Source organism: Enterobacter cloacae complex sp. P43RS, assembly GCF_014930585.1.
Classification (GTDB): domain Bacteria; phylum Pseudomonadota; class Gammaproteobacteria; order Enterobacterales; family Enterobacteriaceae; genus Enterobacter; species Enterobacter bugandensis.
In genome coordinates this window covers 114,652-135,583 of sequence record NZ_JADBRJ010000005.1, presented here as the reverse complement: position 1 = coordinate 135,583, position 20,932 = coordinate 114,652, and the positions used below count along the sequence as shown (strand labels likewise).

The window sequence follows — 20,932 nt, the reverse complement described above, 5'->3', positions numbered from 1 at the left end:
AGTGCATAAAACGTAATTACCAGAGCGGATAACCCGATGGCTTATCCGCTTTTTTTTATACCACATATAATATTTAATCATATTTATTGCATATAAATTCATTAACTGGCATTGTACATCCATGCCGCAGACACGGCGCATAATGACAAGATAGACAGACGGGAGCATTACAATGAAAAAGTTAGTTCTGGCCGCACTACTCGCCACCTTCGCCGCTGGCGCATCCGCTGCTGATAAGATCAATTTTGGCGTTTCGGCCACCTATCCGCCGTTTGAATCGCTGGATGCCAGCAATCAGATCGTCGGTTTCGATATCGACCTGGCGAAAGCCCTGTGCAAGCAGATGCAGGCCGACTGCACCTTTACCAACCATGCCTTCGACAGCCTGATCCCGTCGCTGAAATTCAAGAAATACGATGCGGTGATCTCCGGGATGGACATCACGCCGGAGCGCAGCAAGCAGGTGGCGTTCACCGACCCGTACTACGCCAACTCGGCGGTGGTGATTGCGAAGAAAGGGGCTTATAAGTCCTTTGACGAGCTGAAAGGCAAACGCATCGGGATGGAAAATGGCACCACGCACCAGAAATACCTGCAGGACAAACATCCTGAAGTGAAAACCGTGGCCTATGACAGCTACCAGAACGCGATTATCGACCTGAAAAATGGCCGTATCGATGGCGTATTCGGCGACACCGCGGTAGTGAACGAATGGCTGAAAACCAACCCGCAGCTGGGTACGGCGACCGAGAAAGTGACCGACCCACAGTACTTTGGTACAGGCCTCGGCATCGCGGTACGCCCGGATAACAAAGCCCTGCTGGAAAAACTGAACGGCGCGCTTAAGGCGATTAAAGCAGACGGCACGTACCAGAAAATCAGCGAGCAGTGGTTCCCGCAGTAATCTCTTTTTGCCGGGTGGTCTGGCCTACGGGGGTGGTCTGTAGGCCGGGTAAGCGCAGCGCCACCCGGCAATTTCTCACAGCGGCACAAAGAACCTGAACCGCGCCCCGCTCACGGACTCCATCAGCCTGATCCCGCCGCCGTGCAGCTCCAGCATTCGCTTAACGATTAACAGCCCTAACCCGCCGCGGTTCTCCCGCGATGCCTGGGTATTCAGCGCCGAAGGCCGCTGGAACAGATCGTCGCGCAGCGAGGCATCCACACCCGTTCCGGAGTCTGCCACTTCGACCTGAAGCCGTTCATTCTCCTGCCAGACCGCCAGACGAATTTCCCCGCCAGTGGGCGTATGACGCATCGCGTTATCGAGCAGGTTGGTCACCACGCGCTCGATCATCGACACATCGGCATTGACCAGCGGCAAGGGGCCCGGCACGTCAATATGCAGATTCACCTCGCGCGTGCGGGCGGTAAGCTCAAACTTCTGCGCCACGTCTGAAATCAGCTCTCCCATCGCGAACCGTTCGCGCTGGGGTTTGATGCCGCCGTGCTCGAGGCGCGCCAGCTCGAAAAGCTGCTGGGAAAGATGTCGTACCTTTTGTCCCTGACGCAGCGCGGTGGCGAGATACTGCTGGTGCTCCTGCGGCGTCAGGGTGGCGGATTTGAGCGACAGGGTTTCAAGATAGCCCAGCAGCGAGGTCAGCGGCGTGCGAAGATCGTGCGAAATGTTGGCGATAAACTCCCGGCGCTGGCGATCGCTGTCGGCCAGCTGGTCCCACTGGCGGGTAATTTTCCGCGCCAGCTCGATGAAACTGTTGCGCAGGAGCGCCACTTCGTCATTGGCCGCGGCATCCGGCGGCTGTGCCGCGAGCAGCCTGATTGCGCTAATGCTGTCCTGCTCCAGGCCGGTGACCTCTTCCGTCAGGCGCTTAACCGGACGCGTCACCCAGTACCAGACCAGCAGTCCCGCCAGCAGGCCAAACAGCGCGACCCACAGCAATGACCAGAGCACCGTGCTCCAGAGCGCCTTATGCCAGGCCATTTCCGCCAGCGCGTTCGACTCCTCGCCCTGCAAAATGATGTACAGGTAGCCCTTAAGCTCGCCGTCCTCCCGCAGCGGCGTGGCGCTGAATACTTTTTTATTTTGACTGCGCGGATCGTCGCCCAGTACCGGTATGGCGGTACCGCTCAGGAAGGTCTGAACCGGTGCCAGGTCGATTTTTTGCCGCTGAATATGGCCCGGCGGTGCGGCATCGGCCAGTATTTCGCCGTCCGGCGAGATAACGTACAGTTCAACGCTCGGGTTGAAGGTCATCAGACGGTCGAACAGCGGCTTCAGCGCGGTGCGGTCAACCCTGCCCTGCGCGTCCAGAATCGGTTCCCGCTGGACGATCTGCTGCGCCAGGCCGCCCGACAACCGCTGCACCATCGCGTTGCCGTACTGCATACTGCTGTAGAGCTGTACCGCGCAGGCGACGGTAGCGCAGAGCATCATCAGCAGGACAAACAGCAGCGTCAGGCGCTGGCTCAGGCTAAAGCGGCGCATCATGGTTTGGCTCCGCAAATTTATAGCCCTTGCCCCAGACGGTGCGAATTATCTCCGGCTCGGCGGCGTCCTTCTCAATCTTGATGCGCAGGCGGTTGATATGGGTGTTGACGGTGTGCTCGTAGCCTTCGTGCTGATAGCCCCACACCTGCTCCAGCAGCGCCAGACGGGAAAACACCTCGCCGGGATGGCGGGCGAAGAAGTACAGCAGTTCGAATTCGCGCGGGGTGAGATCCACCACCTGGCCGTGAAGCAGCACGCTGCGCGCCAGAGGATCGATCGTCAGGCCGTGGGCCTGAATTTGCCCGTCAGCCTGCGCCTGCCCCATCGCCTGCTGGCGGCGGAACAGCGCTTTGATGCGGGCAATCAGTTCCTGCACTGAAAAGGGTTTTGCCAGATAATCATCGGCGCCGGTTTCCAGCCCGGTGATGCGATCGGTTTCGCTGCTGCGGGCGCTGATGATGATCACCGGCAGGTAGCGGGTCATCTGGCGGATGCGGCGGCAGATCTCCAGGCCGTCAACGTTGGGCAGCATCAGGTCGAGGATCACCGCATCCCACGGCTGTTTTTCAAGGCGCTGCAGGGCGTTGCCCCCGTCGGGCTCGTGGGTGATGGCGTAGCCTTCGTCTTCTAAGTTGAGCCGCAGAAGCGCCGCGATATCGTGGTCGTCTTCCACCAGCAGGATCTGCTTCATGGGTAAACCTTTATTCATCTCTTATGACGTAAGCTTACCTGATTTTATGGGCGGGCAGAGTTCACATTTTGTTTAAGATTTCACGAGCAACGTCAGGACTTCATAATGCGCGGTATGCGGGAACATATCGAAAAGCTGCACGCGTTCAATGCGGTAGCCCGGCAGATTAGCGATATCTTTCGCCATGGTCTGCGCATTGCAGCTGGAGTAGACGATAAAATCGGGTGCCATCTGGCTCAGATAGTCGCAGAGGGATTTGCCAATCCCACGACGCGGCGGATTAACCAGCACCAGCTCCGGCACGTTGCCCTGCCCGGTCGCGAACTGCGTGGAGTCCAGCGCCTGAAAGTGCAGATTGGTTAACCCCAGCTCAGCAGCGGACTGCTTTGCGCAGGCAATCGCTTCGGCGGAGATCTCAATACCGGTGAGCTGCATCTCAGGCGTGGCGCAGTGCAGGCCAAAACCGCCCACGCCGCAGAACAGGTCCCACATATGATGGATGTTTAACGCGCGCACCCAGTCGCGGGCGGTGGCGTACAGGCTGCTTGCCACGGTCGGGTTGGTCTGGAAGAAGCTTTGCGGGCGGATCCACAGCGGCACGCCGTTGAAGCTCTCCGCCAGCGCGTGCTGGTCGGTGAAGAAAACCTCTTTCTCCCCTTCCATGATCGCCATATGCACCGGCTGAATGTTTGCGGTAATCACCTTTAACTGAGGAAGCTGTTCCTGCAGCCACGGCAGCGCCGCGCGCAGTTGCGCCAGCTTGGCTTCCGAACGCAGCACGAAGCGCAGCATCATGCCGCCGTCGATCTGGCTTTCCGTCAGGAGAAGGTACTTCAGCTCGCCGCGCCTGCGGGCAACGTTGTAAGGCGTTAACCCCGCGCGAGCGATAAACGGTTTCAGTGCGGCAAAGACCGGCTCAAACGAGGCGGGATAGAGCGGGCAGTCGGTTAAGTCTTCCGGCGTGCCGTCGCGGTGCAGCATCCCCAGCAGCGGTTTTTCAACGCTGCCGCTGACCACCATTTTGGCTTTGTTGCGAAAGCCCTGCTCCGGGCCGCTGACGGGTGCGCACCACTCGCCCACCGCGTGCGCTGCCAGCAGCTGTTGCAGGTCGGCCATTTTGGCGGTGAGTTGTTGAGAAACCGGCTGTTCTATCCACTGACAGGAGCGGCAGCGTCCGGCGTCATAGAGTGCGCACTGCATATGAAAACCTTAAGGAAAACGAGGGCTGCGATTATACACATTATTGCAGGCGGAAGAACCGCCGACTGGACGCCGGAACGAAAAGCAGGCAGAGCACCAGCATATCCGGCAGTTTTTGCATGACCAGCGCATGGAAAATCTCACGTCGCGACTCGCCCGGAATGCTGAACAGCTCAGGATAGCCATAGCCCAGCGAGGCGGCCCACAGATAGCTGGCGGCGGTCACCTGCGTGAGCAGATAGACCCAGCGCGCCCAGTTTCGCCCTTTGACCAGCGAAAACGCGCAGTAGATCTCGATAAACACCAGCACCAGGCTGCTTAAAAAGACCAGCGTCAGATTCCACGTCTGCACGCTGCGGTGAATGAATTCCCCGATGCCGCGCACGCCCAGCGTATTCAAAATCATCAGCACGTCCAGGCAGCGGATCATAATAATGGCGAGCGCCGCCACCTGAACCAGCGCAGGAACGTTAGGACGGGCGTGCGTAATACGTGATTTTTTTACTAATCCCAATGTTTTACTTCCCTGAAAAACAGTGCCGCGTCATGCGCGGCACATCACCGGAAATTTTAAATCCTTCAGCCGCGTCTTGCACGCTGGATATCGCGCACGCGCTGTTTTTCCGCGCGCGCCATCAAATACCAGGCGATAAATCCGACAATTCCGACCACGCCGAGGATGATAGAGGCCAGGGCGTTGATCTCCGGGTTCACCCCCATGCGCACGCTGGAGAAGACCAGCATCGGCAGCGTCGTCGCGCCCGGCCCTGAGACAAAGCTGGCGATAACCAGATCGTCGAGGGAGAGCGTGAACGCCAGCAGCCAGCCGGAGATCACCGCCGGCATAATCATCGGCAGGGTAATGATGAAAAAGACCTTTAGCGGCGTGGCGCCGAGATCCATCGCCGCCTCTTCAATGGAGCGGTCCAGCTCGCGCAGGCGCGAGGAGATCACCACCGCCACATACGCGGTACAGAAGGTGACATGCGCCAGCCAGATGGTGAGCATGCCGCGATCCGCCGGCCAGCCGATGGCGTGCGCCAGGGCCACGAACAGCAGCAGCAGCGACAGGCCGGTAATGACGTCCGGCATCACCAGCGGGGCAGTGATCATAAAGGCGAAACCGTTTGAGCCGCGAAAACGCCCGAAGCGCACCATCACCAGCGCGGCGATGGTGCCCAGAACGCAGGCCATCGTGGCCGCCAGCGCGGCAATGGTCAGGCTCAGCCCCACCGCGCTCATCATCGCGTCGTCGTGGAACAGCTCGCTGTACCAGCGCGTCGACCAGCCCGCCCAGACCGTCACCAGCTTAGAGCTGTTGAACGAGTAGATCACCAGCATCAGCATCGGCGCATACAGGAAGGTGAAGCCGATAACGAGGATCAGAATGCGCCACGGGGAGCGTACTACCGGTAAGTTGTTCATCCGCGATCTCCCATTTGTTTCTGCTGATGCTTATGGAACCACATGATCGGGACGATCAGCAGCAGGAGCATGATAATCGCCACCGCCGACGCCACCGGCCAGTCGCGGTTATTGAAGAACTCCTGCCACAGCACGCGGCCAATCATGATGCTGTCCGGCCCGCCGAGCAGTTCCGGGATCACAAACTCCCCGACCGCCGGAATAAACACCAGCATCGACCCGGCAATGATTCCGCCTTTGGTCAGCGGGACAATCACGCTGAAGAAGGTCTTCAGCGGACGCGCGCCGAGATCGAGCGAGGCTTCCACCAGCGAGTAGTCAATGCGCGTCAGGGCGGTGTAAATCGGCAGCACCATAAACGGCAGATAGGCATAGACAATGCCTATATAGACCGCAAGGTTGGTGTGCAGGATGGTCAGCGGCTGATCGATAACCCCAAGCCACATCAGAAAATTATTCAGCACCCCGTTGTTTTTCAGGATCCCCATCCACGCGTAAACGCGTATCAGAAACGAGGTCCACGACGGCAGGATCACCAGCAGCAGCAGGATGTTACGCGTCGACGGCTTGCTGTGCGCCACGGCCCACGCCAGCGGGTAGCCCATCACCAGACAGCAGAGCGTCGAGATCGCCGCCACCTGCAGAGACTGCAGATAGGCTTCGAAATAGAGCGGATCCTCGGTGAGCTGGAGGAAGTTGCCCAGATTCAGCGTCAGCGTCAGCTGCCCGTCGGCCCACTCCCACAGATCGGTATATGGCGGGATCGCCCGCGCCATCTCCGCCAGGCTGATCTTAAAGACGATCAGGAACGGCAGCAGGAACAGCAGGATCAGCCACACGTAAGGCATGGCGATTACCAGCTTGCGGCCGTGGTTCATCTTAAGGCGCGTCAGCCAGTGGGCAAAGCCGCCCGGTTTTTTGACGCGGGCTGGAGGTTCAAGTGTGCTCATGATCGCTCCTTATACCGTCAGCACGACGCAGCTGTCCGCGTCCCAGCACAGGCGCACTTCGTCGCCCCAGGTCGGCTGCCCCTTGCGGTAGCGATGTTCGTTCTGTAGCTGCGCGCTGAGCATCTGTCCGCTTTTCAGGCGCACGTGGTAAATAGAGAGATCGCCCAGATAGGCAATGTGCACCACTTCCCCGACGGCAAAGTTATAGCCATCGGCAGGCGGATCGTCACAGAGCATGATCTTCTCCGGGCGCAGCGCCACGTAGACCGGCACGTTGTCCACCACCGAGCTGTCAGGATCGACCTTAAGCGGATGCTGCAGCCCCGGTGATTCGATGACCAGACCATCCTCCTGACGATCCTTCAGCAGCCCTTCAAAAACGTTGACCGAGCCGATGAACTCCGCGCTGTAGCGGGTGGTCGGATGCTCGTAAATCTCTTCCGGCTCGCCAATCTGCACGAACTTCCCGCGGTTCATGATCGCGATACGCCCGGCCATGGTCATGGCCTCTTCCTGGTCATGGGTGACCATCACGCAGGTCACCCCCACGCGCTCGAGGATATCGACCACTTCGAGCTGCATACGGTCGCGCAGCTTTTTATCCAGGGCGCCCATCGGCTCGTCGAGCAGCAGCAGTTTCGGGCGTTTCGCCAGGCTTCTCGCCAGCGCCACGCGCTGACGCTGACCGCCGGAAAGCTGGTGCGGCTTACGCTTCGCGAACTCCTGCATATGCACCAGGCTCAGCATTTCGGCCACGCGCGCGGTGATTTCGGCTTTCGGCAGCTTGTCCTGCTTCAGGCCAAAGGCGATGTTTTGCTCCACCGTCATGTGCGGAAACAGCGCGTAGGACTGGAACATCATGTTAATCGGGCGCTGATACGGCGGCACGCTGGAGAGATCCACGCCATCGAGCATAATTTGCCCGGCGGTAGGCTGTTCAAAACCGGCCAGCATACGCAGCAGGGTCGATTTACCGCAGCCCGATGCGCCCAGTAGCGCGAATATTTCGCCTTTATAGATAGTCAGGCTGACGTCGTCCACGGCATGCTGGCCATCGAAAGATTTGGTGAGGTTACGAATTTCAAGAAGCGGGGTCAGCGCTTTACGGACTTTCGCCTGCGGGCGGGGGATCGCGTCATTCACGGGGTGCTCTCCGGCATAGATCAATACTGGTGCAAACGCACCGTCTGGGTGCGCATCGCCGGGCGGCGCGAACGCTTGCCCGGCCTACGGGTTGTGTAGGCCCGGTAAGCGATAGCGCCACCGGGCAACGTTACCTAACGCCGTTATTTACCGCTTTTCACCTTGGTCCACGCGCGGGTACGCACGCGGTCAATTTTTGGATCCTGAACCTTCAGGGTGAACAGCTTGGCGAACACGTCCGCTGGCGGATAGATTGCCGGGTTACTGCGGATCGCTTCGCTCACCAGCGGCACGGAGGCCTTGTTACCATTGGCGTAGTAAACGTGGTCGCTGATGTGGGCAATCACCTCAGGACGCATCAGGTAATTCAGGAACTGGTAGGCTTCCTCTTTGTTTTTCGCGTCAGCCGGCATGGCGAAGACGTCAAAGAAGGCCAGCGCCCCCTCTTTCGGAATGAAGTAGGACACATTCACGCCGTTTTTCGCCTCTTTCGCACGGTTCGCCGCCTGCCACACGTCCCCTGCCCAGCCGATCGCCACGCAGATGTCGCCGTTCGCCAGGTCGTTGATGTACTGTGACGAATGGAAGTAGCGAATGTTTGGACGCAGCTTCAGCAGCAGATCGGTCGCCGGGCCGGTGTAATCATCGGCTTTATTGCTGTTCGGGTCTTTGCCCAGGTAGTTCAGCACGGTGGCGAAAATCTCTTCCGGCGCATCGAGGAAGGAGACGCCGCAGCTTTTCAGCTTCTCAAGGTTTTCCGGCTTCAGCACCACGTCCCAGCTGTCCAGCTTAACGTCCGGGCCCAGCGCGGCTTTGACTTTATCCACGTTGTAGCCGATACCGGTGGTCGCCCACAGGTAAGGCATGGCGTATTTGTTGTCCGGGTCGTGCTTCGCCACCAGCTTCAGCACTTCCGGATCGAGGTTTTTCCAGTTCGATAACTTGCTCTTGTCCAGCGGCTGGAAGACGCCCGCCGTCAGCTGACGCTCCAGGAAGCTTGCGGAAGGTACGACCAGGTCAAAACCGGTGCTGCCTGCCATCAGCTTTCCTTCCAGCACTTCGTTGGAATCGAAAACGTCATAGACCACTTTAATGCCGGTCTCTTTTTCAAAATTAGCGACCGTGTCCGGCGCAATATAGTCAGACCAGTTGTATACGTGCAGCGTTTTTTGTTCCGCAGCGAGCGTGCCGGCAGAGACGGCCATCAGAGCACCCGCAACCAGACCCGATAACCATTTTTTATTCAAGGCGATCATAGTGTTATTCCTTCTGAAAGCTCGTTAACAAACGAACTAAACTGTGCAATCTGGATATATGCAAAAATCATGCATAGTTTGTCGCTCTGCTCAAAATAAAAAGAAACCTCTTTACCCGGCAGGATCCGCTCGCTTTTTTAAGCATCGCAAGAATAACTGTAGCCCGTGTCTCCGGCTATAGCCCAGACGAAAAAACGCCTTTTATCAATTTTTTATGCAGGTTAAGTCTACGTGATAAGCCGAAATGGCCTTGAGGGAGGTGAAAAATTCTTTAAAGAAAGGTTAAAGGCAGCAGAAAAAATGGCCTTCTGCAGCCGCTATGGCAGCGACTGCGCAAAAGTCAGACAGGCTTAGTGAAGAAAATTGGGAGATGCATCATTATTCTCAGCATCGTCTTCCGCGCTATACAGCAGATGATGTGCATTGGCTTCCATCATAACCATGGAAATTTGCTCTTCGCTCAGGCGCATAAACCAGGCGAACTGCTTGAACGACAGCCCTGCCCCGGAGAATAAAGACTGGCAAACGACCAGTTTTGGCAGATTATCGTCCTGTATATCGAGAAATGCTTTCACCGTCAAAGAACTGGCGTTGATAGCCGAGAGATCGGAGGCCAGCGCCAGCAGCGCAGAAGGCTTCACTTCGGCCAGCGCGGAAAAAAGGATCACGTCGTTAATCAGATCGATTTTGGCATCGAAAATGCCGTCGAAATTCTGCATATGAGGCAGATGCAGCGCCTGGCAGGAATCACATTCGAAGAAGGTGATCCCGGCATCATCAAGCCATTGACGTAACGTATCCAGTGTAGGTACGACCTGTAAATCCATCGCTGTGCAGCCTCTTTAGTAAAAACTTCGCATAGGGTACTCAAAAAGCGCCCGGTAATCCATTTAACCGCCCGTTTTCAGACAGTAACCCGGCGTGGCATGACGCTCGATCCATGAGATCATTTTACCTGCAATATCGACCCCTGTGGTTTTTTCCACACCTTCCAGCCCCGGGGAGGCGTTCACCTCCATCACCAGCGGCCCGCGCGTCGCCCGCAGAAGGTCCACGCCCGCTACGTCCAGACCCAGGGTTTGCGCCGCTTTCACGGCTATTTCCCGTTCGCGTTCGCTAATATCGGCTACCCGCGCAACGCCGCCGCGGTGAAGGTTAGAGCGGAAGTCGCCCTCTTTGGCCTGGCGCTCGATGGCCGCCACGACCTCGTTCCCCACCACGAAACAGCGAATGTCGCGCCCTTTCGCCTCTTCAATGTACTCCTGCACCAGAATGTGCGCATTCAGCCCGCGAAAGGCGTCGATCACGCTCTCCGCCGCCTGACGCGTTTCCGCTAACACCACGCCAATACCCTGCGTGCCTTCCACCAGCTTGATCACCAGCGGCGCGCCGCCCACCATATCGATCAGATCGCTGGTGTCGTCCGGTGAATGAGCAATGCCCGTGACGGGGAGATCGATCCCCTGTCGGGCGAGCAGCTGTAGAGAGCGCAGCTTGTCGCGGGCGCGGGAAATGGCGACGGATTCGTTGAGCGGATAGCTGCCCAGCATCTCGAACTGGCGCAGCGCGGCGGTGCCGTAGTAGGTAATCTGGGAGCCGATGCGGGGGATCACCGCGTCAAAGTGCGGCAGCTTGCGGCCTTTGTAGTGAATCGACGAGGCGGCGGGGTCGATGTTCATATAGCAGGACATCGGGTCGAGGATCTCAACCTGATGCCCGCGTTTCGCCGCCGCTTCTCGCAGGCGCTTACATGAATAGAGCGTTCCATCCCGGGACAATATGGCAATTTTCACCCTGCACCTCTCTGAAGACATGGAAAAAGCCTGCATATCATATACGCAGGCAGGCGCAGGAGGAATGGACTATCGCGTTGCCCAGCCCTGCTTGTGCAGATACTCAAGAATAAACGGGCGGTTTTCTTTGATGATGGTGCGGCGAATATGGTCCGTCCAGGTGTCGCGACGGTTATTGCTGCCGCGCGTCATGTAGTAGTTCGCCAGCTCTTCGTCGTATTGATTCAGGACATCCTGATCGACCGGCTGGTAATGGTTTTCATGCACCAGCATCGCGGCAGGAATGCGCGGCTTGAGATCCGGGTTGTCCGCCGGCCAGCCGAGGCACAGGCCAAACAGCGGCAGCACGTGTTTTGGCAGCTTCAGCAGGTCGGTCACGCTTTGAATGTTGTTACGCAGCCCGCCGATATAGACACCGCCTAACCCCAGCGATTCCGCGGCCGTAAAGGCGTTTTGCGCCATCAGCGCGGTATCCACCACGCCCAGCAGCAGCTGTTCGGCCAGCCCAAGTTCCGCCTCAGGGCAGATCTGCAGGTGGCGGTTAAAGTCGGCGCAGAACACCCAGAACTCGGCTGCCTGAGCCACATGCTTCTGCCCGCCGGTGAGCGTCACCAGCTGTTCACGCATGGCCTTATCAGTAATACGGATAATCGAGCTGCACTGCAAAAAGCTGGAGCTGGAGGTGGCTCTTGCGCTGTCGATAATCGCATTACGCTGCGCCTCGGTAATCGGCTCATCGGTAAAGTGGCGAATGGAGCGGTGGGACTGGAGCAGGTCTATGGTTGGCGTCATCTTGTCTCTCTTTAGTCTTGCTTAATACGTATGGCAGCCAGTATAGGCAATGATGTGCGCGGTGTAATTGGCGAAACATAGCTCATAGGTATTATAACGACAGGCGAAACCTTCTTTAATGACGGCGGGTTATGGGGCACTATACGAGTCATTCGCCGTCAGGCTTGTTTTTTGAGGAGAGAGAAATGTTTGCAGTAATTTTTGGTCGTCCAGGGTGCCCTTACTGTGTGCGCGCGAAAGAGCTGGCTGAGAAACTGACCGAAGAGCGCGATGACTTCAACTTCCGCTATGTGGACATCCACGCGGAAGGCATCACCAAAGCCGACCTGGAAAAAACCGTCGGTAAGCCGGTTGAAACCGTGCCGCAGATCTTCCTCGATCAGAAACACATCGGCGGTTGCACCGACTTTGAGGCCTACGCCAAAGAGCATCTGGGCCTGTTTGCCGAGCAGTAATGAAGAGACGCCCTCACCCTGAGGGCGTTTTTATTTGCGGTGCCGTCGGTGCTGAACCAGGCTGCGCACAAACAGATAGCACAGCGCGCCAAGCGCGCACCAGAATACGCCGCTCAGCAACCACGCCAGCTCCTGCCAGAAACTCCGCGTTGAAATATACATCAGGCGCATCATCAGCAGACACAGCGGTGCAGCGAGCATGGCGCCCAGCAGCGGCTTCACCACCTCCCCTTGACGGGAGAGAAAACTGGCGGCAGCCCCCGGCAACGTGAAGAAGAGCAACCCCAGCTCAGGATGCCCGGACGCCCTGAACGCGCCCTTTACATTAAATGCGAGCGACATGCACACGACCGTGAACAGCAAAAAACAGCTGATCACCCCCGCCCAGTTTCGTTTCATATTCAAACTATCCTCCTGACTTATCTCTATCAAATACACATTCGTCGGGTAGACGCCCAGTCAGATAAAGCAGTGCGGCAATCCATGCCAAAGTACGCACAGGGTGATGCGATAATCAGTAGCTGTCAGTAGCTAATGCGATTAAACTACACGCCAGCTAATGTTTTAGGGAATAAAGCAGGAAACAGGGAGCGTTAGCGCTTTTCCCTGATCCAGAAAACAGTAGCCCAAAAAGTCCTTTCATTCAACAACTTACTGGTAAACAAGAAGTTAGCCTCCGTGAATATAAACGTCGCAGACTTGTTAAATGGGAATTACATCCTGTTATTATTTGTGGTACTGGCGCTGGGTCTTTGCCTGGGTAAATTGCGCCTGGGTTCGGTTCAACTCGGTAATTCCATTGGCGTTTTAGTCGTCTCCTTATTATTAGGCCAGCAGCACTTCAGCATTAACACGGACGCGCTGAACTTAGGTTTTATGCTGTTTATTTTTTGCGTTGGCGTAGAAGCGGGACCTAACTTTTTTTCAATTTTCTTCCGCGACGGCAAAAATTATCTGATGCTGGCGCTGGTGATGGTCGGCAGCGCGCTGCTGATCGCGTTAGGACTGGGCAAACTGTTTGGCTGGGATATCGGGCTTACGGCCGGTATGCTGGCTGGCTCCATGACCTCCACCCCCGTGCTCGTGGGCGCCGGTGATACGCTGCGGCATTCCGGCATGGCGGGCGCGCAGCTCTCTACCGCCCTCGACCATCTGAGCCTGGGCTATGCCCTGACCTATCTGATTGGTCTGGTGAGCCTGATCGTTGGCGCACGCTACCTGCCAAAACTGCAGCACCAGGATCTGCAGACCAGCGCCCAGCAAATCGCCCGCGAGCGCGGCCTGGATACCGATTCCAAACGTAAAGTCTATCTCCCGGTTATCCGCGCCTACCGCGTCGGGCCGGAGCTGGTGGCATGGGCAGACGGCAAAAATCTTCGCGAACTGGGGATTTACCGCCAGACGGGCTGCTACATCGAACGTATCCGCCGCAACGGTATTCTGGCGAACCCGGACGGCGACGCGGTGCTGCAGATGGGCGACGACATCGCGCTGGTGGGTTACCCGGACGCGCACGCCCGTCTCGACCCGAGCTTCCGTAACGGCAAAGAGGTGTTCGACCGCGACCTGCTCGACATGCGTATCGTCACCGAAGAGATCGTGGTGAAAAACCATAACGCCGTGGGCCGCCGCCTGGCGCAGCTGAAGCTGACCGACCACGGCTGCTTCCTCAACCGCGTGATCCGCAGCCAGATTGAGATGCCTATCGACGACAACGTTGTGCTCAACAAAGGCGACGTGCTGCAGGTCAGCGGCGATGCGCGACGCGTAAAAACCGTTGCCGACCGCATCGGCTTTATCTCCATTCACAGCCAGGTCACCGACCTGCTGGCCTTCTGCGCCTTCTTCATTGTTGGCCTGATGATCGGGATGATCACCTTCCAGTTCAGTAACTTTAGCTTCGGCATCGGTAACGCCGCCGGTCTGCTGTTCGCCGGGATCATGCTGGGCTTCCTGCGAGCGAACCACCCGACCTTCGGCTACATTCCGCAGGGCGCGCTGAACATGGTGAAAGAGTTCGGTCTGATGGTGTTTATGGCGGGCGTCGGCCTGAGCGCGGGCAGCGGCATCGGCCACAGCCTCGGCGCCGTCGGCTGGCAGATGTTGGTTTCCGGCCTTATCGTCAGCCTGGTGCCGGTGGTGATCTGCTTCCTGTTCGGCGCCTACGTGCTGCGTATGAACCGCGCCCTGCTGTTCGGGGCAATGATGGGGGCCCGTACCTGTGCCCCGGCGATGGAAATCATCAGCGATACCGCGCGCAGCAACATCCCGGCGCTGGGGTATGCAGGCACCTATGCTATCGCGAACGTACTGCTGACGCTGGCGGGTACGCTGATTATCATCATCTGGCCGGGACTCGGATAACTCCTAAGTTTGCGCGTAATGAAAAAATTTTTGTAACGCGCAGAACTTTTTTAGCAGGGGGCAGTCATAACTAGTGCCACTGCTTTTCTTTGATGTCCCCAATTTGTGGAGCCCATCAACCCCGCCGTTTTGGTTCAAGGTTGATGGGTTTTTTGTTGCCTGAAATTCCCCGTCCTGTAATCTGACCTTCTCTCTTCCCACCAAAACATATATGATTAAACGAATATGATTTAATCTACCCTCAGGAACACCCATGCTCCACCCGCTCCAGCTCTTCAAAATCCTCTCCGACGAAACGCGGCTCGCCATCGTCATGCTGCTCCGTGAAGCGGGCGAGCTGTGTGTCTGCGATCTCTGCTCCGCCACCAGCGAACCGCAGCCGAAAGTCTCCCGCCATATGGCCTTGCTGCGCGAGTCCGGGCTGGTTATCGATCGTCGCGAGGGCAAATGGGTCCATTACCGTCTCTCTCCCAACATGCCGGCATGGGCGGCAGCCGTTATCGACACCAGCTGGAACTGCCTGCGGGAAGAGACGCGCATGAAGCTTAAAAACCGACTTCCAGGCTCGTGCTGATAACAATACATTCACAAAAACAGATATAACGGAGTAAAAGATGTTTCTGGCAGGGGCAATTTTTCTGTTTACGCTGGTACTGGTCATCTGGCAGCCCAAAGGGCTCAGTATCGGCTGGAGCGCGACCATTGGCGCCGTGCTGGCGCTGGCCAGCGGGGTAATTCACATTAACGATATACCTGTGGTCTGGAATATCGTCTGGAACGCCACGGCGACGTTTATCGCCGTCATCATCATCAGCCTGCTGCTGGATGAGTCCGGCTTTTTCGAGTGGGCGGCGCTGCACGTTGCCCGCTGGGGAAACGGTCGCGGGCGATTGCTGTTTACTTATATCGTGCTGCTGGGTGCGGCCGTGGCGGCGCTGTTTGCCAATGACGGCGCGGCGCTGATCCTGACGCCTATCGTCATCGCCATGCTGCTGGCGCTGGGGTTCAGCAAGCAGGCCACGCTGGCGTTTGTGATGGCGGCAGGTTTTATCGCCGATACCGCCAGCCTGCCGCTGATTGTCTCCAACCTGGTCAACATCGTGTCGGCAGACTTCTTTAAGCTGGGGTTCAGCGAATACGCCTCGGTGATGATCCCCGTTGATATCGCCGCGATTGTCGCAACGCTGGTGATGCTGCATCTCTTCTTCCGCAAGGAAATTCCCCCGGAGTATGACCTGGCGAAACTTCAGGAGCCCGCGCGGGCCATTCACGATCTCCCGACGTTCAGAACGGGCTGGATCGTGCTGCTGCTTCTGCTCGTCGGCTTCTTTGTGCTTGAACCTCTCGGCATTCCGGTCAGCGCCGTCGCCACCGTCGGCGCGCTGATTTTATTCGCTGTCGCAAAACGGGGACATACAATAAACACCGGAAAAGTGCTGCGCGGCGCACCCTGGCAAATTGTTATTTTCTCGCTCGGGATGTATCTGGTGGTGTATGGCCTGCGCAATGCCGGGCTGACGGATTATCTCACAGGCGTGCTGAATAGCCTGGCCGGACACGGACTGTGGGCCACCACGCTGGGAACCGGGTTCATCACCGCGTTCCTGTCATCCATAATGAACAATATGCCCACAGTGCTGATTGGCGCGCTCTCCATTGAGGGCAGTACGGCGACGGGATTGCTCAAGGACGCGATGATTTACGCCAACGTGATTGGCTGCGATCTGGGGCCGAAAATCACGCCTATCGGCAGCCTCGCCACCCTGCTCTGGCTTCACGTGCTGGCGCAGAAAAACATGACGATAACCTGGGGCTACTATTTCCGGACGGGCATCATCATGACGCTGCCGGTCCTGTTTGTGACGCTCGCCGCGCTGGCGCTACGTCTCTCCTTCACACTGTAATGAGCCACTGATATGAGCCACATCACCATTTACCACAACCCCGCCTGCGGCACCTCGCGCAATACGCTGGAGATGATCCGCAACAGCGGTACGGAGCCAGAGATTATTCTCTATCTGGAAACCCCGCCGTCGCGCGATAAGCTGACCACCCTGATTGCCGATATGGGGATTTCGGTGCGGGATCTGCTGCGCAAAAACGTGGAGCCCTATGAACAGCTCGGCCTGGCCGAAGGTATCTTCACCGACGACCAGCTTATCGACTTTATGCTGCAATACCCGATTCTGATTAACCGTCCGATTGTGGTCACGCCGCTGGGCACCCGCCTGTGCCGCCCGTCTGAAGTCGTCCTCGACATCCTGCCGGACGCGCAGAAAGGCGCGTTTAGTAAAGAGGATGGCGAAGCCGTCGTGGACGCCAGCGGGAAAAAAATCGAACACAGGTAAAACAGGCAGGGCGAGTGATGCCTAAGGGTTCCCCTCGCCCGCAATTCTCCCCACCATCGCCCGAATTTCCTCCCGGCTTAATGGCTCTCGGTCAGTCACATAGTGCAGCGTCATCCCTTCGATGAAGGCATCCAGCGCGCGGGTGGTGACCGGGTCGAACCACTGCTCCAGCGTGGTCTGGCTCATCTTCATCCAGTCCTGCATCACCGTTTTGAGCGCCGCGCTGCGGTGCATAAAGGCGTAAAGCTGATACATCAGCGCCATGTTGTGCGGCGTGGTCACCTGCGAGCTGTGGATCAGGGTGGTGATGGATTCACACGCCATCTCCGGCCCGGTGACGCCCGCGAAGAAATCCCGGTACTGCTGCGACATCTGCCGGGTAAACCACGTGAAGGCCTCCTCCAGCAGCGGCTCCATGCCGTCGAAATAGTAGGTCATTGACCCCAGCGGCACGCCCGCGCAGGTGGCGATTTTGCGGTGCGTGACGGCGTGAATCCCGTGTTCGGCAATGGTGTCCAGCGTCGCCTGGAGAATTTTTTCACGTCGATGCGGATCGTTCGGTGGTCTGCTCATAAATCCCTCACCTGGTTTGTGTACAAATGTACACAAACTTGCTAGTGTTGTCGCTACTGTTGTACTTCTGGTGCTACCCCAATGACGCTGACCTCTTCCCGCAACGCCCTGCGACTACGCATGTGGGCATTGTTTATGTTCTTCTTTATTCCCGGTCTGCTGATGGCCTCCTGGGCCACACGTACGCCCGCCATTCGCGATATATTGTCCGTCTCCACCGCGGAGATGGGCATCGTGCTGTTCGGCCTGTCGATAGGCTCCATGAGCGGCATCCTCTGCTCCGCGTGGCTGGTGAAGCGCTTTGGCACGCGGGCGGTGATCCGCACCACCATGTGCTTCGCGGTAATTGGGATGATCGTGCTAAGCGTCGCGCTGTGGTTTGCTTCGCCGGTGCTGTTTGCCCTGGGGCTGACGGTATTTGGCGGCAGCTTCGGCTCGGCAGAGGTTGCGATTAACGTTGAAGGGGCGGCGGTCGAGCGCGAGATGAACAAAACCGTGCTGCCCATGATGCACGGATTTTACAGCCTCGGCACGCTCGCCGGTGCGGGCGTCGGGATGGCGCTGACGGCCTTTGGCATGAGCGCGAATCTGCATATCCTGCTGGCGGCGCTGGTATGCATCATTCCGATCCTGACCGGCATTCGGGCGATCCCGAACGGTACCGGCAAGAATTCCGCTGAAGAACAGCATTCGACGGAAAAAGGGCTGCCCTTCTACCGCGATTTCCAGCTGATGCTCATCGGCGTGGTGGTGCTGGCGATGGCGTTCGCGGAAGGTTCTGCCAACGACTGGCTGCCGCTGCTGATGGTGGACGGCCACGGCTTTAGTCCGACCTCCGGCTCGCTGATTTACGCCGGGTTTACGCTGGGGATGACCGTCGGGCGCTTCACCGGCGGCTGGTTTATTGACCGCTACAGCCGCGTGGCGGTAGTGCGCGCCAGCGCCCTGCTCGGCGGCCTGGGTATCGCGATGATCGTCTTTGTGGACGTGGACTGGATTGCCGGGGTCTCGGTGATCCTCTGGGGTCTGGGCGCGTCGCTCGGCTTCCCGCTGACTATTTCGGCCGCCAGCGACACCGGCCCGGATGCCCCGACCCGCGTCAGCGTGGTGGCGACCACGGGCTACCTCGCCTTTCTGGTCGGGCCGCCGCTGCTCGGTTTCCTCGGTGAGCACTACGGGCTGCGCAGCGCCATGCTGGTGGTGTTAGGGTTGGTGATTATCGCGGCGCTGGTGGCGCGCGCGGTGGCAAAGCCGGAAACGGAACAAACGTCAATGGAGAAGGGATATGAGCGTTAAACTGATCGCCGTCGACATGGATGGCACATTCCTGAGTGATGCCAAGACCTATAACCGCCCGCGCTTTCTGGCGCAGTATGCGCGCATGAAGGAGCAAGGCATTCGCTTTGTGGTCGCCAGCGGCAACCAGTATTACCAGCTGATCTCCTTCTTCCCGGAGATCGCGCATGAAATTGCCTTTGTTGCCGAAAACGGCGGCTGGGTGGTCGATGCCGGGGAAGATGTCTTCAACGGCGAGCTGACAAAAGCGCATTTCAGCACCGTGGCCACCGTCTTAAATGACGTCCCCGGCATTGAGATTATCGCCTGCGGGAAAGGCAGCGCCTACACGCTTAAGACCTATGACGATGCCTTCCTTGATATCGCGTCAAAATATTATCACCGCCTCGAAAGGGTGCAGGATTTCAACAGCCTGAACGACATCTTCTTCAAGTTCGGGCTCAACGTTTCCGATGACGAAATTCCGCGCATTCAGGCGCTGCTGCATGAAAAGTTAAGTGACATTATGGTGCCCGTCACTACCGGTCACGGCAGCATTGACCTGATTATCCCCGGCGTGCATAAAGCCAACGGCCTGCGGATCCTGCAAACGCGCTGGGGCATCGAGGACAGCGAAGTGGTGGCCTTTGGTGACAGCGGCAACGACGTGGAGATGTTGCGTCAGTCCGGGTTCAGCTTTGCGATGGCAAATGCCAAACCGCATATTAAAGCGGAGGCGCGCTTTGAAGCACCGCATAATAACGAGGAAGGCGTTTTAAACGTGATTGAGAAGGTGTTGAACGGGGAGGCACCGTTTAATTGACCGCGTGCGGTCTGGCGGCCTCGCCCCTCACCCAGGCCCTCTCCCCAATGGGGAGAGGGAAAAAAGATTATGGTTGCAGGGCGTTTCCGACGCGTTTGTCCTTCAGGAACACCACTATCAGGGCTACCCACAGCGCGCCGTTGGCGAGGTTAAACAGGCTGAACAACCCGTTGCCGCCCAGCGCGTAAGCGTGCTTGCTCACCTCGATACCGACGGTAAAAATCAGCATCTGCAGCATGCCCATCGCCGCAGAGACCGTACCTTTACTCATCTCGCTCGCAAACAGGGTCAGGCGCACCAGACCAGCGTTCGCCACGCCAATTCCGAAGGCATAAATGCTCAGCCCCGCCGTCATCCACAGGTAGGCGTGGGATGACGCGACGGTCGCTACCGCAGCCAGAATCAGCCCTGCCGCAATCGGCCAGCCGCCCATGATAATCAGTGAACGCACGGTGCGGCGAGACGTCAGACGGGCCAGCACCAGGTTACCGATAATCAACGCGCCAAAGATCGGCACCTGCAGCAGGCCGTACTCGTAGCTGCTGAGCTTTTCACCGCTGATGATAATAACCGGTGACTGCGCGATCCACGCCAGCAGAGGCAGGCTAACGAATCCGGTCGCCAGCGCCCCCGCCACAAAGCGGCCATTTTGCAACACTGCTTTGTAATCCCGGCCCAGCTCTTTCAACGAGAGTTTTTCGCCCAGACGGGTAGCCGTTTCTGGCATCGCGCGGTGCAGGCCGAAGAACGCGATGGCGGCGAGAACAGCAAAGAGCACAAACATCCCTTCCCACGGCGCAACGTGCACCCACGCGGCCCCCACCAGCGGCCCGAGTAAGGGGGCGATCAGCGCCACGTTCGCCATCAGCGCGGTAATTTTGATACACACCGCCTCCTCAAACGACTCCTGGATGGCGGCATACCCCACGGCGCCGATAAAGCACAGGCTCACCCCCTGCAGGAAACGCAGCAGGGTAAATTGTTCAATGTTTTGCGCCAGCAGCGTGGCGAGGCAGGTAACGATAAACCACACCACGCCCGTCAGCATCACCGGACGGCGGCCAATACGATCCGACAGCGGGCCTAACAGCCACTGCAAAAACATGCCGCCAGCCAGATAGGCGGTCATGGAGGTCGGCACCCACTCGATTCCCGCGTTGTATTGCTCCACAACGGCCAGCATACCGGGCTGGATCATATCGTTGCCGATATAGGTAGAGAATTCGTAGAGCACCAGGCACAGAGGGAAAAGCAACGCCTGACGACCCAGACGTGAACCAGAAGAAGAACGGTTTAACATGCAATCTCTTTATAATGACAAAATCGCGACGAGTTTAATGAAATGCCGTAATCCGAGATAGTGATTTATCGAAGAGAAACAGAAATAAAGCACAT

22 protein-coding genes are annotated in these 20,932 nt (G+C 57.8%); 8 read left to right on the top strand and 14 right to left on the bottom strand.

Annotated features, from left to right (window positions below; translation table 11 throughout):
- Window positions 1-172: 172 nt before the first annotated feature.
- On the top strand, window positions 173-904 hold the full coding sequence (gene artJ / locus IM294_RS12110; RefSeq protein WP_015571008.1) for an arginine ABC transporter substrate-binding protein ArtJ: 732 nt from the start codon (window positions 173-175) through the stop codon (window positions 902-904).
- 75 nt (window positions 905-979) lie between these two features.
- On the opposite strand, the gene IM294_RS12105 is transcribed toward artJ, so the two are convergent.
- From IM294_RS12105 to nfsA, 11 genes are all read right to left on the bottom strand, one after another.
- Window positions 980-2,449 (bottom strand): ATP-binding protein, encoded by a 1,470-nt coding sequence (locus IM294_RS12105; protein ID WP_126817716.1) that lies wholly within the window; start codon window positions 2,447-2,449, stop codon window positions 980-982.
- Window positions 2,433-3,140: a response regulator transcription factor gene (locus IM294_RS12100; protein WP_041912037.1), complete on the bottom strand. Its 708-nt coding sequence runs from the start codon at window positions 3,138-3,140 to the stop codon at window positions 2,433-2,435. The genes IM294_RS12105 and IM294_RS12100 overlap by 17 nt, the downstream gene beginning before the upstream one ends.
- 72 nt (window positions 3,141-3,212) lie before the next feature.
- A complete protein-coding gene (gene rlmC / locus IM294_RS12095) occupies window positions 3,213-4,340 on the bottom strand; it encodes a 23S rRNA (uracil(747)-C(5))-methyltransferase RlmC (RefSeq protein ID WP_126817718.1) in 1,128 nt (375 codons plus the stop codon).
- 40 nt (window positions 4,341-4,380) lie between these two features.
- Window positions 4,381-4,854: a YbjO family protein gene (locus IM294_RS12090; protein ID WP_028012509.1), complete on the bottom strand. Its 474-nt coding sequence runs from the start codon at window positions 4,852-4,854 to the stop codon at window positions 4,381-4,383.
- Window positions 4,855-4,919: 65 nt separating this feature from the next.
- The gene (gene potI, locus IM294_RS12085; RefSeq protein ID WP_028012508.1) at window positions 4,920-5,765 is read right to left on the bottom strand and encodes a putrescine ABC transporter permease PotI; all 846 of its coding nucleotides are present in this window, start codon (window positions 5,763-5,765) and stop codon (window positions 4,920-4,922) included.
- Entirely contained in the window at window positions 5,762-6,715 is a 954-nt protein-coding gene (gene potH, locus IM294_RS12080; RefSeq protein ID WP_041910674.1) for a putrescine ABC transporter permease PotH, read from the bottom strand. The genes potI and potH overlap by 4 nt, the downstream gene beginning before the upstream one ends.
- A 9-nt stretch (window positions 6,716-6,724) precedes the next feature.
- Complete coding sequence (gene potG, locus IM294_RS12075; RefSeq protein ID WP_045630953.1) at window positions 6,725-7,858, bottom strand: putrescine ABC transporter ATP-binding subunit PotG; 1,134 nt, start codon at window positions 7,856-7,858, stop codon at window positions 6,725-6,727.
- Between the two features lie 143 nt (window positions 7,859-8,001).
- Entirely contained in the window at window positions 8,002-9,114 is a 1,113-nt protein-coding gene (potF, locus tag IM294_RS12070; protein ID WP_028012505.1) for a spermidine/putrescine ABC transporter substrate-binding protein PotF, read from the bottom strand.
- Window positions 9,115-9,464: 350 nt separating this feature from the next.
- Window positions 9,465-9,941: a YbjN domain-containing protein gene (locus tag IM294_RS12065; RefSeq protein ID WP_003858385.1), complete on the bottom strand. Its 477-nt coding sequence runs from the start codon at window positions 9,939-9,941 to the stop codon at window positions 9,465-9,467.
- Window positions 9,942-10,004: 63 nt separating this feature from the next.
- On the bottom strand, window positions 10,005-10,907 hold the full coding sequence (rimK, locus tag IM294_RS12060; RefSeq protein WP_028012504.1) for a 30S ribosomal protein S6--L-glutamate ligase: 903 nt from the start codon (window positions 10,905-10,907) through the stop codon (window positions 10,005-10,007).
- 69 nt (window positions 10,908-10,976) lie between these two features.
- On the bottom strand, window positions 10,977-11,699 hold the full coding sequence (gene nfsA, locus IM294_RS12055; RefSeq protein WP_028012503.1) for a nitroreductase NfsA: 723 nt from the start codon (window positions 11,697-11,699) through the stop codon (window positions 10,977-10,979).
- Window positions 11,700-11,884: 185 nt separating this feature from the next.
- On the opposite strand from nfsA, the gene IM294_RS12050 reads away from it, so the two are divergent.
- On the top strand, window positions 11,885-12,154 hold the full coding sequence (locus IM294_RS12050) for a GrxA family glutaredoxin (RefSeq protein ID WP_028012502.1): 270 nt from the start codon (window positions 11,885-11,887) through the stop codon (window positions 12,152-12,154).
- 30 nt (window positions 12,155-12,184) lie between these two features.
- Here the strand turns inward: IM294_RS12050 and IM294_RS12045 are convergent, their stop codons facing one another.
- On the bottom strand, window positions 12,185-12,553 hold the full coding sequence (locus IM294_RS12045) for an inner membrane protein YbjM (RefSeq protein WP_080339193.1): 369 nt from the start codon (window positions 12,551-12,553) through the stop codon (window positions 12,185-12,187).
- Between the two features lie 279 nt (window positions 12,554-12,832).
- Between IM294_RS12045 and IM294_RS12040 the strand changes: the two genes are divergently transcribed.
- The 4 genes from IM294_RS12040 (at window position 12,833) to arsC (ending at window position 16,866) form a co-directional block, all read left to right on the top strand.
- Entirely contained in the window at window positions 12,833-14,518 is a 1,686-nt protein-coding gene (locus tag IM294_RS12040) for an aspartate:alanine antiporter (protein ID WP_014169303.1), read from the top strand.
- A gap of 253 nt (window positions 14,519-14,771) precedes the next feature.
- On the top strand, window positions 14,772-15,092 hold the full coding sequence (locus IM294_RS12035) for a metalloregulator ArsR/SmtB family transcription factor (RefSeq protein ID WP_126817720.1): 321 nt from the start codon (window positions 14,772-14,774) through the stop codon (window positions 15,090-15,092).
- 40 nt (window positions 15,093-15,132) lie between these two features.
- On the top strand, window positions 15,133-16,422 hold the full coding sequence (locus tag IM294_RS12030) for an arsenic transporter (protein WP_126326626.1): 1,290 nt from the start codon (window positions 15,133-15,135) through the stop codon (window positions 16,420-16,422).
- Between the two features lie 12 nt (window positions 16,423-16,434).
- Entirely contained in the window at window positions 16,435-16,866 is a 432-nt protein-coding gene (arsC, locus tag IM294_RS12025; RefSeq protein WP_126817722.1) for a glutaredoxin-dependent arsenate reductase, read from the top strand.
- 21 nt (window positions 16,867-16,887) lie between these two features.
- On the opposite strand, the gene IM294_RS12020 is transcribed toward arsC, so the two are convergent.
- On the bottom strand, window positions 16,888-17,439 hold the full coding sequence (locus IM294_RS12020) for a TetR/AcrR family transcriptional regulator (protein ID WP_028012492.1): 552 nt from the start codon (window positions 17,437-17,439) through the stop codon (window positions 16,888-16,890).
- 81 nt (window positions 17,440-17,520) lie between these two features.
- On the opposite strand from IM294_RS12020, the gene IM294_RS12015 reads away from it, so the two are divergent.
- Together IM294_RS12015 and IM294_RS12010 are read left to right on the top strand one after the other, a co-directional pair.
- On the top strand, window positions 17,521-18,735 hold the full coding sequence (locus IM294_RS12015; RefSeq protein ID WP_041910681.1) for an MFS transporter: 1,215 nt from the start codon (window positions 17,521-17,523) through the stop codon (window positions 18,733-18,735).
- Entirely contained in the window at window positions 18,725-19,537 is an 813-nt protein-coding gene (locus IM294_RS12010; protein ID WP_126817724.1) for a Cof-type HAD-IIB family hydrolase, read from the top strand. Before IM294_RS12015 ends, IM294_RS12010 begins: the two co-directional genes overlap by 11 nt.
- 67 nt (window positions 19,538-19,604) lie before the next feature.
- Here the strand turns inward: IM294_RS12010 and IM294_RS12005 are convergent, their stop codons facing one another.
- On the bottom strand, window positions 19,605-20,837 hold the full coding sequence (locus IM294_RS12005) for an MFS transporter (RefSeq protein WP_126817726.1): 1,233 nt from the start codon (window positions 20,835-20,837) through the stop codon (window positions 19,605-19,607).
- Window positions 20,838-20,932 lie beyond the last annotated feature (95 nt).

Excerpts from the sequence above, each read along its gene's own strand:
- potI (WP_028012508.1), bottom strand. The coding sequence starts at position 5,765 with ATGAACAACTTACCGGTAGTACGCTCCCCGTGGCGCATTCTGATCCTC.
- IM294_RS12045 (WP_080339193.1), bottom strand. The coding sequence starts at position 12,553 with ATGAAACGAAACTGGGCGGGGGTGATCAGCTGTTTTTTGCTGTTCACG.
- IM294_RS12035 (WP_126817720.1), top strand. The coding sequence starts at position 14,772 with ATGCTCCACCCGCTCCAGCTCTTCAAAATCCTCTCCGACGAAACGCGG.
- potF (WP_028012505.1), bottom strand. The coding sequence starts at position 9,114 with ATGATCGCCTTGAATAAAAAATGGTTATCGGGTCTGGTTGCGGGTGCT.
- IM294_RS12020 (WP_028012492.1), bottom strand. The coding sequence starts at position 17,439 with ATGAGCAGACCACCGAACGATCCGCATCGACGTGAAAAAATTCTCCAG.
- IM294_RS12015 (WP_041910681.1), top strand. The coding sequence starts at position 17,521 with ATGACGCTGACCTCTTCCCGCAACGCCCTGCGACTACGCATGTGGGCA.
- nfsA (WP_028012503.1), bottom strand. The coding sequence starts at position 11,699 with ATGACGCCAACCATAGACCTGCTCCAGTCCCACCGCTCCATTCGCCAC.
- IM294_RS12105 (WP_126817716.1), bottom strand. The coding sequence starts at position 2,449 with ATGATGCGCCGCTTTAGCCTGAGCCAGCGCCTGACGCTGCTGTTTGTC.
- potH (WP_041910674.1), bottom strand. The coding sequence starts at position 6,715 with ATGAGCACACTTGAACCTCCAGCCCGCGTCAAAAAACCGGGCGGCTTT.
- arsC (WP_126817722.1), top strand. The coding sequence starts at position 16,435 with ATGAGCCACATCACCATTTACCACAACCCCGCCTGCGGCACCTCGCGC.
- rlmC (WP_126817718.1), bottom strand. The coding sequence starts at position 4,340 with ATGCAGTGCGCACTCTATGACGCCGGACGCTGCCGCTCCTGTCAGTGG.
- IM294_RS12100 (WP_041912037.1), bottom strand. The coding sequence starts at position 3,140 with ATGAAGCAGATCCTGCTGGTGGAAGACGACCACGATATCGCGGCGCTT.
- artJ (WP_015571008.1), top strand. The coding sequence starts at position 173 with ATGAAAAAGTTAGTTCTGGCCGCACTACTCGCCACCTTCGCCGCTGGC.
- IM294_RS12050 (WP_028012502.1), top strand. The coding sequence starts at position 11,885 with ATGTTTGCAGTAATTTTTGGTCGTCCAGGGTGCCCTTACTGTGTGCGC.
- IM294_RS12065 (WP_003858385.1), bottom strand. The coding sequence starts at position 9,941 with ATGGATTTACAGGTCGTACCTACACTGGATACGTTACGTCAATGGCTT.
- IM294_RS12010 (WP_126817724.1), top strand. The coding sequence starts at position 18,725 with ATGAGCGTTAAACTGATCGCCGTCGACATGGATGGCACATTCCTGAGT.
- IM294_RS12030 (WP_126326626.1), top strand. The coding sequence starts at position 15,133 with ATGTTTCTGGCAGGGGCAATTTTTCTGTTTACGCTGGTACTGGTCATC.
- IM294_RS12005 (WP_126817726.1), bottom strand. The coding sequence starts at position 20,837 with ATGTTAAACCGTTCTTCTTCTGGTTCACGTCTGGGTCGTCAGGCGTTG.